This window comes from Bacillus sp. AF62, from assembly GCF_050312695.1.
GTDB classification, from domain to species: domain Bacteria; phylum Bacillota; class Bacilli; order Bacillales; family Bacillaceae_G; genus Bacillus_A; species Bacillus_A cereus.
This window is the reverse complement of record NZ_JBNPJZ010000041.1, coordinates 98,311-112,784: the sequence shown is the minus strand read 5'-3', so window position 1 is coordinate 112,784 and position 14,474 is coordinate 98,311. Positions and strand designations below refer to the sequence as shown.

Genomic DNA, 14,474 nt, shown 5'->3' with positions numbered 1-14,474 from the left:
GGTACTTTTCTTTTTAACTTAAATATAATCTACATGACTCACTCTGAATCCTTTTTTCTCTATTTTTCCGATTAATTGCTTTAATCTTGTTTCATCTAACTCATCTGATATATTTACAATAACCCGACGGATATATTGATCACCGTTATCGAGTGTAAACAAACCACCGATATTATATGCTTTTAACAATGTCCCAAGCTCTTTAATCGTCCCCTTACAATCTTGTGTTGCAATTGTTAATATATAACCACCTGTTCGCATACCAAATGAATCTTCAATAACATCAAATATATTCGAATGCGTTAACATACCGACAAATTCATTATAATCATTTAGCACGGCTAAAAACGGAAGCCGACGAATTACATAAAAGGCTCTGAAGAAGGAATCCTTTTCAAAAATAAATGCATTGGAATTGTCAAGCATATCTCCTGCACTTACATGATCTAATCCGCTATTGCATTTTTTTTCTAATAAATCTACTTTATAAATAATCCCCATGAATTTCTTCTCATCTTCTGCTAATACCGGGATGGCTCGAAATCCCGTTTCGTTCATCATTTGCAGTGCCTCTTCACCAGAATCATTTATTTTGCAAAATGTTACTTGCTGCTTTGGCAGAAAATGATATTTAACTCGCAAAATATGTTCCTCCTTACATGTCAACATGTAATCTATATATAATAAGGAGACCTATATTTTATGAGTGAAATTATTTTTAAAACGCTTTCATTTATTTATTAACTTGTATCCATATCACATACATTTTTATATAACAGAGCTCCTTGCGCCCTTAATCATTAATAACTTTACATGATAGTTCATTAAATATTCTATACCCTCTAGCCATTTTTTCGATTCTTCTGGCGTTTTCCCCCACACAATCATGCCGTAATTATGAACAAGAACTACTCCTCCACCTTCAATGAAATTCGGAACATTACTTTCTAATAAATCAGCGAATTTTTTTTCATCTTCTACAATTGGAATTGTCATTTCTGTTATACCTTCTTTTCCGAAAACACGCTCCACACTGCGTTTATCGAACGTTACTTCTCCTTCTTCTCCATATAACTCTGATATTAAATGACTATCTACAGTCTGCACTTGTAAAATACATCCTGCACTACTTTTTTTATAAATATCTGCATGCATAAATGACTCTGCAGCTGGTTTTTCTTCATTTTCAAATACTGACTCGCACATGCAATTTACGACAATAAAATCTTCTTCCGAAAATAGCCCTTTATCTCTTCCCTCAACATTTACTAAGAATGTTAACGGCTCTTTTGACGTACATAGCGATAAACTAATTTTGGTGCCATAAAACCAATCACGAAGTGCCAATTCAGATTTCACATCTTTTAATTCATTCCATCTCTTCAGAAAAAATAACATTTCGTCACCCCCGGCATAATATTCATATAAGGTTCGAATCCTTTCTATGTAAAAGGAATTTTTTTGATTATTCTAAAAATTTAATTGAATTATCACATGAGAACGCTTTTTTGTCAATATAGTTTCGTGGTTCTTCTTTAAAATAGGCTATTCATATGTCTATACTCCTATCTATTTCCTATTTCATTTTGCACATAAAAAAATACGCTATTCTTTAATTAAAGAATAGCGTATTTTCCTCATTTTTTATCCCGCTATTTACCGGGCAGTAAGACCCCCACTGATTAAAGTTTCACTTTATTTCTTTATTGCATTATATAAAAACTGTGCGTATTGTTCACGTGTTACGAAATTATCTCCTAAAAAGTTCCCTTCCCCGTCACCTTTTGATATTTTATTATCTACTAAAGCTTTCACATATCCTTTCGCCCAATGGCCATTTGGTATATCTTTAAAGTTCTCTGCACTATTTTCATTTTCTTTTAACTGAAATACTCTTTGTAGTACTACTGACATTTCATATCGAGTTAATACTCCATCTGGACGGAATGTATCATTTCCATACCCTGTCATAATCCCAGCTTGAACTACTGCATCAATAGCCGTTTCATACATATTTCCTTTCGTATCTGTAAAGGTCGTTTTTGGTTTTAGATTATTTTCTAATTTTAAGTACCTTTGTATTAGAAGTGCTACTTGTCCACGAGTAATGTTATCCCCAAATCCAAATTCACCATTTCCATAGCCTATAAATAACTTTTCTTTCGCTAAGTAATTAATTGCTTCTTCTGACCAATGTCCTTTTGGCACATCTTTAAACTCTACCACTTCTGTTTTCTCATCTTCTTTAGATGTATTACCGTCTTTACTTTCTACTACATTTTGAATAACAGATCCTGTAAAGAAGATTCCTGTATCCGCGAATGGATCTTTCACACCAAATTCATATACTTTCTCACCTGGTGTACTCCATTTCACTACACCATTACTATACGTACCGTTATCGCTCTTCAGACGGATTTTCGTAGAAACCTCACCATCTTTTTCATATATAGGTACTTTTACTTCTTTATTTACTTCTGTTTCCTCTAAAAATACTTTTTGATTTTGGACATTAATATAAGCCGTCTTACTTAGTTCTATAACTGGTCGGACATCACGGATTTCATTTGCAACAAAACTTAGAAATACTAATTTTTTCAAATTGCTCACTGGTGATAAGTCTGAAATATAATTCGCTTCTAAATCAAGCTTTTGTAAGTTTACTAGACTTGATAATGGCGTAATATCCTTTAACTCATTGTTAGGTAAGTGTAATTGTTTTAACTGTGTCATCTTACTTAGAGGAGTAACATCTTTTATTTCATTTTTCCCGATCCACAATTCTTCTAATTGCTTCATTTGCTCAATGCCGGATAAATCTTTAACTTTATTACGTGTTAATACTAAATCTGTTAAAGGTAATGAATATAACGCTTTAATATCTTCAATTTGATTACCTGCTAAAGTTAAGTATGTTACATTTTTCAAAGCGCTTAATGGAGCAACGTTCGTAATTTTATTATTTGCTAAATTCAAGTAATCTAGTTGTTCCATTTTCGCTAATGCTGTTACATCTTCTATTTGGTTGCCTGATAGATATAAACTTTTTACATTTTTCATTTCAGTTAGTGGTGCAACGTTTGTAATTTTATTATTACTTAAATCAAGAGATTCTAAATTATCCATCTTAACAAGTGGCGTTACATCTGCAAATTCATTACCACGCAAAGCTAAATGATTTAATTGCTTTAAGTTCGCAAAGAACGACGGGTCTTTTATCTTCGCATTCGCAACTGTTAAAGATTTTAAATTTGGCATATATTTTAATGCACTATAATCAAGTATCTCATTTGTATTTAAAAATAAATCCTTTACTTGTAATAACTCTTCTTTCGTAATTGGTGTATTTAAATCTTTTCTATTAAATACTTTTTTATTCACAAGTTCTCTTAATTTGTTATCTGTTATCATATTTTGATTATCAACTGGAGTATCCGTTTCCGTATTGCCTGAATTAGAGTTATCATCTGGTTTCTCTGTTTCTTTGTTACCTACAGTTGGATCTTTAATTTCAAATTGAACTTGATATTTGTGATCATATCCAATAGCTGGAATAAGTATATGCATTTGCATATTGTGCTTCTTCTCAAACTCGCCAATTTCAAATTGGACTACTTTCGTTCCGTTCTTCCTCTTATCTTCTGATAAAACCTTCACATCATGAAATACACCAGGCTGGTTTCTATCTTCTATTCTAAGATATTGAAAATAATCGCTATCTTGCATTGTTACAGTGACAATTTTTTTGCCAGTTGCAATCGTTACTTTAGGATCTTTTATATATTGAGAAACCATAGATGGCTCGTCTTTTTGGTCCTTATATATTTTAATTTCAGTATCATACGTGCGATCACTCGCTGCTGCTACCGATTGATTTGCTTCAACTTTTAATGCCGCTAATGCTGGAGTAGAATACGTAGCAAATGGAATCGCTAATGTTGTCGCTACTACTAGCGCCTTCATATAATTTTTTTTCAAAATAATATCCCCTATCATATATAATTTTTATAATTGATAACCCTTATCAATTACCCACAAATAAATGATAATGAATCTCATTATCATTGTCAATGAGAATATTACATTAAATTTATATTTTTAAAGATAAAAAATAAAAAGCCCTTTATTCAAAGGGCTTTTTTACCTATCGTATGAAGAATTTCACTTTTTTCCTTCTCATTGATGATACCAATTTTTTGCAAAATATTCGCGTACAATACAAGTTTATTATATATTCGTTCTGACATGTTCTCCCTTCTTTCCTTCGACCAACTTTTTTTGTATTGGTAAATTATATGAAAGAGATGAGAAAATGTGTCCACTTTTTGCATAAATGCAAATCTTTTATTTTACGATTTGCAGACAATAAAACTCCCTCCTAAAAATTAGGCGGGAGTTTAGGTACTTTCACATTATTTAACAAACTGTCCACTGAATATTATGCTTCATAAATTCTTCTTCAAAACTATATGGCATTTTTTTATCACAAATTACATGTTGAATACGTGAAAATGCTGCTATACGATAATTCCCTTTCACGCCTACCTTCGTATGATCACATAAAATATATGTCTTCTCAGCTAATTTCATCATCGCCTCTGACAATTTCGCTTTCTCTAATTCAAAGCTGGAAACTCCAAAACTAGGTAATAACCCATCAATCGAAACGAACGCTTTATGAAAATGGAATTGCTGTATTACTTGCTGAGAAATAGACCCTGATACACGCGAATGCTTTGGAGATACTTTTCCACCTATAAATAAAACTTCACCGTGAAACATCTTTTTATTAATAGAAGAAATTAATTGTGTTGCGACTGGAAATGAACTTGTTACAATCGTTAAGTTTTTACGATGAACAAGGTATGGAACCATTTGAAGCGGTGTACTTCCATCATCAATTGCAATGACATCACCATCTTCTACAAATGTCGCTGCTTTATAACCAATTCTTTTCTTCTCTTCTATATGTAACATTTCTCTTTCTAACATCGGTGCCTCTACCCCAGCGCCTGGAAGTTGAACAGCTCCACCATACACTTTTTTCAGCTTCTTTTCACGATCTAATTCTTCTAAATAACGACGAATCGTTTCTGTTGATACAGCAAATTCTCTCGCTAATTCTGAAACCTTTACTTTCCCTTTAAATTCTACCTTTTCAAGAATGGTTCGCTTTCTTTCTTCTCCTACTACAGACATAGCTTCACCTCATTTATATCTCCCTCATAAACTTCCTTACTTATACAAAGTTATAATTTTCTTTGTAAGTAGAAACTTCTTCATGAATATGAATACCGCGCTTTGCTAGCTCATCAAAAATTAATTGTGGATTTTCAAAAGCTTCTTCAGGCGTAACAACACCCACCCTATTTACATTTCCATTTGCAATTAACTCTGCGGCAATCCCAAATGGAATACCGACGTTTCTCGTATACGCTCTTAATTTTTCCCATCCTACAACAGAACCATCAGATAACGGATGTGTATGATATAACACATGTCTTTGCTTCTCATTATTTTTCATACCTATTACTTCTACATGAAGTGCATAACCATAAAGCTCTGTTTCTTGTCCTTCTTTCGATTGCAATAAATACTGCGAAATACAATCCATAATGCCTATTTCTTTCCCGTTTATTTCAATCTGATCATTACGCAATATGCCGTAATCATATAAAGCACGTACAAGTTGCATATTTTGCTTTGGCCAAGTTCCTCTCGTCTCTATCAGTTTGACACCTTTATTTTCTAGTGCCTTTGCTAACGTAATCGTTTCAGAATGCGGAATGATATACTGCGTTTCCTTACCATAAGGCGCTGGCAATTCTATTTCTCTCGGACGCGCAAACGGAAGTACTTGTTTAAATTCACCATCTTCATACACTGTACGCGATGGTAAATGTGGATCATATTCATATGTCGTTGTCTCTGTAATTGAAGCAGAAAAAGCAATCGGACGATACGAACCGTGACTTACGCGGACAGACTCTACAGTATCCAGTTGATTTGCTGCATGCATTGCCATCATTTGCGTTACACCTGGCGTCATGCCAAACCCAGGCAAACATGTTTTTTCATTTTGAACAAATATAGCATGCGATTCATTTTCTTCACCAAATCCATTTAAGTTCACACCGTGGCAGCCTGCTTCTGCAATACAGCGAGTCGACAATCCGTTTAGCTTTATCGTCGTACCGTCCAATACAATGTCATAACCTTTCATTTTTGCAACCGTATCCTCGTGATTCGTTACATCTACTTTTACAAAATCAACACGAGAATCGTTGAGCCATTCTACTACTTTACGGCCTTCTTCCTCGTTAAAATCGGCTACAGTAATCGTCTCAAAAGATGAAAATTGAACTAAATCCAAAATAGCTTCACGACAAATTTTACCTGCTCCCCCTAAACAAAATACTTTCACCCAATAACAGCTCCTTTAGCAATACTATCAACTAAGCGATTAATATCTTCTTCATGTACATCACCTATATTTCCAATCCGGAACGTATCTACTTTCGAAATTTTCCCAGGGTAAATAACAAATCCATAGCATTTTAATTCGTTATATAACTGTTGAAACTCGAACTCCCCTTTTGGATAAATGAAAGATGTAATAATAGGAGATTGATATTTCTCATCTACTAGTGGCTTAAATCCGATTTCTCCCATTCTATTCACTAGTAGTTTTTGATTGTTGTAATATCGATTGTAACGCGCTCTTACTCCACCCTCTTTTTCTAGTTCAAGTAGTGCTTGATAAAAAGCATGTACAACATGTGTAGGTGAAGTAAAACGCCATTTCCCATTTTGTTTTTCCATCGTTTCCCATTGATCATATAAATCAAGAGATAAAGATCGTCCTTGCCCTTTACACTTCAATAATTCATCACGTTTTGCGATTACAAATCCGAATCCAGGAACCCCTTGAATACACTTATTCGCACTACTAATTAAAAAATCAATTTGTAAATCAGCAATGTCTATTTCAATCCCGCCGAAACTACTCATCGCATCAACAATTGTAACCTTTCCATACTGCTTTCCTAATCTACATACATCTACAATTGGATTTATAATGCCTGTCGTTGTTTCACAATGAACAACTGCAATATGCGTAATCTCTTTATCTTCTTGCAATAACTTTTCTACTTCTACAATATTAGTAGGTTCCCACTCTTCTGTTTGGCTGACCACTACATCAATCTGTAACATCTCTGCCATTTGTACAATGCGCTTACCGTACGCACCATTTGTACAAACGAGAAGCTTCCCATTTCCCGGAATAACAGAACCAATTACTGCTTCAACTGAAAACGTACCGCTTCCTTGCATTAACACTGTTGTATATTTCTCTTCTTCCTTCGTCGCTAACGATACAAGTTTAGCTCTTACTTCTTGCACCATCGTATTATATTCAACATCCCACGTACACCAATCGTATAGCATAACTTCTTTTACGGATTTTGTTGTCGTTAATGGTCCTGGTGTTAATAATAAGTAGTGATTTTCATTCATGATCCCGTACCCCTTTTATGAAATAATAAGTTCTTGTTTCTCGATATGTTCCATTACGTTTTCGAGCTCCTGCATCGTTTCAATCGTAAAATGAGCCCCATTTTCAACAAACCGATTACGAACTATTTCTATTTTTTCACGAAGCTCTACCGAATCCATACTCTCCACTTCCGCTTCCGTTAAACCGAGCTCACTACTTCCAAGAATTACACCAACTGTCCACATTCCAGCATTTCTACCTTCTTTCATATCTGATACTGTGTCCCCTACTTTTATCATATGGTTCATCGGATACACACCAAGTTCCATAGCATTTTTATAGCACATCCATGGGTATGGGCGGCCTGCTGGAACATCATCTGGCGTAACAAGAAAATCAGGTTTATATCCTTGTAACGCTGCTTCCTTTGCTACAATATCCATCATTTCTCTCGTATAACCAGTTGTTGAACCGATTTTAATGCCCCTCTCACGTAAAGAAGCGATTACTTCTTTTACCCCATCAATCGGCTTAGCATAACTTGGCAAAATAGAAAAGAGAATTTCTTCAAACTCTTCATACATCTCATGAATGTCTGCTTCTGTTGGTAAGTGACCAAAGACACGCTTCCACTCATCCGCAATACGAGGCATTTCTGTTAGTGCCCTTACATGATCTATTTTTAATAATCCCATTGGCTTACGTGCTTCTTCTGCTGTAATTTCAACGCCGCGTTTATGAAAAATCTTCATGAATACTTCTAGTGGTGCAAAACATCCGTAATCAACCGTCGTGCCTGCCCAATCAAAAATAACTGCTTCAATTTTCATTCTGTCCATCACCCTTCTTACTTATCTTTTTTGCCATTGTGAAGTTCGGTTACGAAGTGCTTTCGTTCCCCATTCATATACAACTCTCACTACAATATTTGTAACAACAATAAGTACACTCATTGCAGCTGCTGGCGCTACATTTCCTGCATCATCCATATTTACGATTGATACGGCAGCTAGTTTAAAATCAGCTGCATATAGGAACACAACTGCCGATACAGTTACCATTGAATTTACGAAGTAGTACATTACCATTTCTAAAATTGCTGGTAAACACATTGGTACTGTTACTCGGAAGAATGTTTTATAAAACGGAATACCCATCGACTGCGAAACAAGCTCAAACTCTCGGTCTAATTTCTTTAAGGCAGTCGTTGCCGTGACAAATGTTACAGAATAAAAATGAATGATATTTACTAGTACTAATACAGCGATTGTTCCGTATAAAGAATGAAACGGATTCGTTACTGATAGTCCAAGAATTTGAATCGTTGGTTGACTAAAGAAAAAGACATATCCTAATCCGAGTACTAAACCTGGTATCGCTAACGGCACTATAGAGAAAAAGTAACCTGTTTTTCTAAAAAATTGTAGCTGGTCTATTTTCTCAATTGCATATGCGAATACAAATGTTAAGATCGCCCCAATAACTGCTGTAACTGCTGAAACAATTACGCTATTTTTAAATGCTTCAAGTCCATCTCCTGTTAAACTTGAAAAATTAAAATGCTCAAATGTAAAACTCATATTATATGGCCATACTTTCACACTTGCAGCAATACCAACTGCAACAAATAATAGAATGATCATAAGGGTAATCACACTACAATATATGAATGAGATTACATCTCTTTTCTTATTAGCTATTATTCTGTATGGTACTGCTTTTGAAGATAAGAAATTCGCCTGCTTTCTTTGCGTAATACGATCAACTACAAATGCGAATATAGCTGGGATTAATAAAATCATTCCGACAGTTGCACCCATCGGCATATTTTGCTGTCCAATTACTTGTTTGTATACGTCAGTAGCAAGCACATTATATTGCCCACCAACAATTTTTGGTGCCCCAAAATCAGTAAAACTAAGTGTAAACACAACAAACATTGCACTAATTAATCCGTACTTTACACTAGGTAAAGTAACCGTGAAAAATTGCTTTGTTTTACTGGCTCCTAACATATTAGAAGCTTCATATAAACGATAATCAGATCCTTGAAAGGCAATTAGCAATATGAGAAAGGCTTGCGGAAATGTATACATAACTTCAGCTATTACAATTCCTACTGGTCCATATAAAGGGATTTGTATACCTTCAAATAAACCAAACATTCCTTTCGTTACTAGCCCTTGATTACCAAATAAATATGTAAGTGCTATACCGTGCATCATCGTTGGTGCAAACAATGGTAATAACGCTACATACTGAAATACGCGCTTTCCAAAAACATTCGTACGGGCAATTGCATATGCGTAAACGAATGCGATTGCAACTGAAATAATTGTTGTTGCGCCCGAAATCCATACTGTATTTTGTAAAGACTGAACTAAAGTTGGTGTTGTGAAATATTTACTGAAATTCGCTAAACCAATGAAAACTCCATCTTTATTATAAAAAGCTTGTGTAAATAGTTGTAATAGCGGTAATACAAGTATGATAAGGAAGGAAAGAATCATACCGATAATTACGAGCCTTTGGATCCATTCCTCTTTCCCTATACTTCTCTTAATCTTTTTTTTCGTACTTTCTACCTTATAGTTTTCTAACATCTCCATCTATACAATGACCTTCTTTCCATATGACAACATATGATTTTCTGAGAAAGAGATTTGAATCGGCTTTCCTTTTCTAATAGCCGTTGCTTCTACTTCTGATGCTAATATATCCACTACAATTTTCTCATTATAAAGGTGTGTGTTTTCTTCTACGACTCGCACTTCCGTCCGATATACAGATCCGCGAAATTCCATACTTTCCACAACTGTTTTAATACCGTCCTTTTGTACAATTGTTACATGTTCAGGACGAATTGCATGTTCTTCGTTATTTTTCGAAAAGAAATTAATAGAACCAATAAAATCTGCCACAAACGGATTGGCTGGTCTTTGATAAATCTCCTCTGGTGTTCCAATCTGCATAATTTCCGCATGATTCATTACAACAATTTTATCAGCCATCGTTAATGCCTCTTCTTGATCATGCGTTACCATAATCGTCGTTATTCCTATTTTCTCTTGCAAATCACGCATTTCCCTACGTAATTTTTCACGCACTTTTGCATCTAAAGCTGATAACGGCTCATCGAGTAACAAAATATCTGGAGACAGAGCGAGCGCACGTGCAAGTGCTACTCGCTGCTGTTGTCCACCAGACATTTGAGCAGGATATTTATCTTTTACATTCAGCAAATCTACAAGTTTTAACGCATCTAGCGCTTTCTCTTTCACTTCTGCTTTCCCATATTTTTTTGTCTTTAAGCCGTATTCAATATTTTCAAGTGCTGTTAAATTCGGAAATAAAGCATACGATTGGAAAACCATTCCGAAGTTTCTCTTCCCAGGAGGCAATGCTGTAATATCTTTTCCATTCACAGCTATACTGCCAGTCGTTGGTTCCTCTAGTCCCGCTAAAATGCGAAGCAACGTCGTTTTCCCACAGCCACTCGGGCCTAATAAACAAACAAACTCATTTTTGTTCACAGTAAAAGAAATATCTTTTAACGCTGTAAATGCATCAAACTGTTTTTGAATGTGTTGAATTGATAAATATTCGCTCATTTTTCTCTCTCCCACTCACTTACTTTTTCGGTTCTGCTTTTTGGCCAAACTCTTTTTCCCATTTTTCTAAAATTTTGTCACGATTTTCTGCTGCCCATTTAAAGTCATTCTTTTTATATAATTTTTCAGTAACATCTTTCGGGAATCCCTCTGGAAGTTTATAATCATTTTTAATTGTCGCAAATCCATTTTTCTCAAAGTATAACTTCATTACATCATCAGTAATTGCCCAATCTAAAAATGCTTGTGCTAATTTATCATTTTTCGCATTATCTTTCTTAATAAGTGCGTTCGCTTCTACTTCCCACCCTAATCCTTCTTTCGGCAGTACAACTTCAACTGGTGCACCTTTTTGTTTCTCTTTTAAAGCACTATAAACCATTGATACACCGACTGGATATTCACCTGCTCCTGCTAATTTCGCTGGTTTTGATCCTGAATGCGTATAACTTGCCATATTATCATGAAGTTTCTTCATGTAATCCCAGCCTTTATCTTCACCCATGATTTGTAGCCATGCAGAAACTGTTAAAAATCCTGTTCCAGATGATGCTGGATGTGGCATAACAAGTGTTCCTTTATACTCTGGTTTCGTTAAATCTTCATATGATTCTGGCATCGGTAAATTTTTCTTCTTTAACTCTTCTTTATTTACAGCAATCCCCGTCATAAATGCAGTATTTCCTACCCATTTTTCAGGTTGCTTATCATCTTTAAATTGTGGAAGAACACGATCTGCTCCTTTTGGAGAGTATCCTTTTAACATATCTTTTTTATCTAAAGCTAATAGACTTGATGCCGCAGTTCCCCATACAACATCTGCTTGTGTATTTTTCCCTTCAGCTAGCAATTTCGCAGTAATAACTCCTGTTGAATCACGTACAATGTTCAATTTCACATCAGGATATTTCTTTTTAAAGGAATCAAGATAAATTGGTACAAGCTCTTCTTCAATTGCTGTGTAAACAGTTAATGATCCAGATAATTTGTCATCTTTCACTTTCGCTCCAGCACTTTCTTCCTTCTTTGCACCACACCCCATTAATAACGAAAATACCATTCCAGTCGCTACAGCTTTAAAGATTGTTTTTTTCACTGTTTCTCTCTCCTTTTACAAATCTTATGTACAACTCAAATATAAACAACTAGTGTAAAAGCAGTATTAAACCAACATTAATCTTTTGTTTGTTGTTTGTTTTTGTGTAATACGTTGCTACTTCTATGTTTTTTCGCATTTTTCTGCTAATAGAAAACACTAAATTTACAAACAATTAAACAAACCTTTATAATCCCACAAAAAAATGAGGCGTTTGTAAAAAACGCCTCATTTTTGTTTCCCTTTTTTTGAATTACGATTAGCATACTTTGCGCTATTTTCTCCTTCATACTCTAATGCAAATTCTGCATCTGGTAAGCTTTCTTTCGGAGTTTTATTATTATTGATTGCCGCATTTTGTTTCACTTTTCTTTTTACCAATACATTCACCTGCTCTCAAGAAATCACTTTCTACTCTAGTTTGAAACAACTTAAAATAATTATTACTGGCAAGTGTTAACAAGTACATAAGGGGCGTTAGATGGAAATACTACATATGAAGAAATCATTATAAAAAGGAGCGATAATTTTGAAGAAAAAAGAAAAGATTCAATCACCAATTTTAGACGAAACGCTCCCGCATCAAATGAATTTTCCATCTTTTAAAGGAACAGGAAAAACGATGCAACAACCTTTTGTGAATCAATATAATGTTGTAATTGGAGACAGTAAATATAATTCCGAGAACAGTCCGCTTAACAATTGGAGTGATGAAGTAAATCCTGCCATTATGGCTGGCGATGAGTGGATCCATCCGACAAATGATATTGGGTGGATTTCAGAAGAAAATCAAGAGTTACTAAAAAACGAAGTGGATAATAAAAATGAAGCTTTTATGCATCCACAATTTGGCATTAACGACTAAAAAACCATTCTACCTAACGTAGGTAGAATGGTTTCATACTATCCAATAATAATCCGCTCTTTCGGGTATTTATAGCGAGGTGGTTGTTCCCTTCCACCACTAGCTAAAATAAATGTTAAAATACCAACGCGTCCGATAAACATAAGCACAATGAGTACAAGTTTCCCAACAGTTGTTAAATCAGGCGTAACACCTGTTGATAGTCCCGTCGTTCCGAAAGCAGAACAAACTTCAACAATTAAGCTCATAAGCGGTACATTTTCCGTAATAGATAAAATGAATAGCGCAGTAGCACATAACAAAATCCCCATCGTCATAACGACAGATGCTTTTAGTACATCCTCTTCATGTAGCTGACGTTTGAAGACTCTAACTGTTCTACCGCCCCTTGCAAAGGTGTATAGTGACAATATACTAACAGCAAATGTAGTTGTACGTATTCCGCCCCCAACCGAACTGGGAGATGCCCCTATAAACATTAATATACTCATAAATAAAAGCGTCGGTTGTGACAATTCACGTATATCCATCGTAGCAAGTCCACCACTTCGCGTCGTCACAGATTGGAATAATGTATAAAATACCGTTTCATGCCATGACTTTCCTACTAAAAAGTGATTTCTCTCCAGTAAAAAAATCATAATTGTACCAACAACAACGAGTGCAAAAAATGTTGTTGTCGTCAATTTTGTAAATAATGAAAAACGAAATAATTGTTGTCCTCTTTTACTAAGGAATTGTTTCACTTCCATTAGCACAGGGAAACCAATCGCTCCTAAAATAATTAGTAACATATGAATCATTTGAACAATATAATCTTTTTTATACGGAATTAACGATTGTCCTGTTAAATCAAATCCACCGTTCGTAGTCGCACTAACTGCTGCAAAGAAACCGTGAAAATAAGCTTCTTGCCAAGTCGGAAAGTAAAGTAAAAATCTTGTACCTAATAGGATTGCTCCAATAAGTTCTATCGAAATAATTACAATTAAAATAGAACGCATCAATTCTACAAGACCCGATAAATTTCCTTGATTATGGTCTGCCATAATTAATCTTCTTCTTTGCAAACCAATCTTTTTCCCCGTAATGATCCAAACAAATGTACCAAGCGCCATAATTCCTAAGCCGCCTAATTGTAAAATAAGGGCTAAAACAATAATTCCTGCTGTAGTAAACGTATCTGAAATCGTAATAACAGACAGCCCCGTAACACTTACCGCACTAACCGATGTAAAAAGGGCATCTATAAATGTCCATTTCACACCAGGTTTCGTAACAAACGGTAAACTAAGCAAGATTACCGATACAACTACTGCTAATAAATAAAATAAAACAATGAGTTGTACTGGACGTAATTTTTGTAAAAACTTTTTTATATCTCTCATTCCATCACTTCGCTAC

Annotated in this window: 13 protein-coding genes; 1 reads left to right on the top strand and 12 read right to left on the bottom strand. The window is 34.8% G+C overall.

Features of this window, described 5'->3' with window-relative positions; all coding sequences use genetic code 11:
• Positions 1-18: 18 nt before the first annotated feature.
• The 11 genes from cbpA to ACQRBL_RS06385 form a co-directional block, all read right to left on the bottom strand.
• Positions 19-642 carry a cyclic di-AMP binding protein CbpA gene (gene cbpA, locus ACQRBL_RS06435; protein WP_001264203.1) on the bottom strand — a complete coding sequence of 208 codons (624 nt, stop codon included), beginning with the start codon at positions 640-642 and terminating at the stop codon, positions 19-21.
• Between the two features lie 126 nt (positions 643-768).
• Positions 769-1,398, bottom strand: coding sequence for a class II aldolase/adducin family protein (locus tag ACQRBL_RS06430; RefSeq protein WP_000896010.1), 630 nt, complete (start codon positions 1,396-1,398; stop codon positions 769-771).
• Positions 1,399-1,695: 297 nt separating this feature from the next.
• Positions 1,696-3,996, bottom strand: coding sequence for an NEAT domain-containing leucine-rich repeat protein (locus ACQRBL_RS06425; RefSeq protein WP_097920407.1), 2,301 nt, complete (start codon positions 3,994-3,996; stop codon positions 1,696-1,698).
• Between the two features lie 420 nt (positions 3,997-4,416).
• Positions 4,417-5,199 carry a DeoR/GlpR family DNA-binding transcription regulator gene (locus ACQRBL_RS06420; protein WP_411995801.1) on the bottom strand — a complete coding sequence of 261 codons (783 nt, stop codon included), beginning with the start codon at positions 5,197-5,199 and terminating at the stop codon, positions 4,417-4,419.
• 40 nt (positions 5,200-5,239) lie between these two features.
• Positions 5,240-6,424 carry a saccharopine dehydrogenase family protein gene (locus ACQRBL_RS06415; protein ID WP_000862169.1) on the bottom strand — a complete coding sequence of 395 codons (1,185 nt, stop codon included), beginning with the start codon at positions 6,422-6,424 and terminating at the stop codon, positions 5,240-5,242.
• Positions 6,421-7,518 (bottom strand): 2-aminoethylphosphonate--pyruvate transaminase, encoded by a 1,098-nt coding sequence (phnW, locus tag ACQRBL_RS06410; RefSeq protein ID WP_001004785.1) that lies wholly within the window; start codon positions 7,516-7,518, stop codon positions 6,421-6,423. The genes ACQRBL_RS06415 and phnW overlap by 4 nt, the downstream gene beginning before the upstream one ends.
• Positions 7,519-7,533: 15 nt before the next feature.
• Positions 7,534-8,328 carry a phosphonoacetaldehyde hydrolase gene (gene phnX, locus ACQRBL_RS06405; RefSeq protein ID WP_000687382.1) on the bottom strand — a complete coding sequence of 265 codons (795 nt, stop codon included), beginning with the start codon at positions 8,326-8,328 and terminating at the stop codon, positions 7,534-7,536.
• Between the two features lie 21 nt (positions 8,329-8,349).
• Positions 8,350-10,107 (bottom strand): putative 2-aminoethylphosphonate ABC transporter permease subunit, encoded by a 1,758-nt coding sequence (locus tag ACQRBL_RS06400; RefSeq protein WP_000425530.1) that lies wholly within the window; start codon positions 10,105-10,107, stop codon positions 8,350-8,352.
• A complete protein-coding gene (locus ACQRBL_RS06395; protein WP_000006196.1) occupies positions 10,108-11,109 on the bottom strand; it encodes a putative 2-aminoethylphosphonate ABC transporter ATP-binding protein in 1,002 nt (333 codons plus the stop codon).
• Between the two features lie 19 nt (positions 11,110-11,128).
• Complete coding sequence (locus ACQRBL_RS06390) at positions 11,129-12,205, bottom strand: putative 2-aminoethylphosphonate ABC transporter substrate-binding protein (protein ID WP_000750893.1); 1,077 nt, start codon at positions 12,203-12,205, stop codon at positions 11,129-11,131.
• A gap of 228 nt (positions 12,206-12,433) precedes the next feature.
• A complete protein-coding gene (locus ACQRBL_RS06385) occupies positions 12,434-12,586 on the bottom strand; it encodes a hypothetical protein (protein WP_000240799.1) in 153 nt (50 codons plus the stop codon).
• A gap of 148 nt (positions 12,587-12,734) precedes the next feature.
• On the opposite strand from ACQRBL_RS06385, the gene ACQRBL_RS06380 reads away from it, so the two are divergent.
• A complete protein-coding gene (locus tag ACQRBL_RS06380) occupies positions 12,735-13,070 on the top strand; it encodes a DUF3905 domain-containing protein (RefSeq protein ID WP_142306875.1) in 336 nt (111 codons plus the stop codon).
• Between the two features lie 38 nt (positions 13,071-13,108).
• On the opposite strand, the gene ACQRBL_RS06375 is transcribed toward ACQRBL_RS06380, so the two are convergent.
• Positions 13,109-14,458 (bottom strand): TrkH family potassium uptake protein, encoded by a 1,350-nt coding sequence (locus tag ACQRBL_RS06375; RefSeq protein WP_001204706.1) that lies wholly within the window; start codon positions 14,456-14,458, stop codon positions 13,109-13,111.
• Positions 14,459-14,474: the final 16 nt, after the last annotated feature.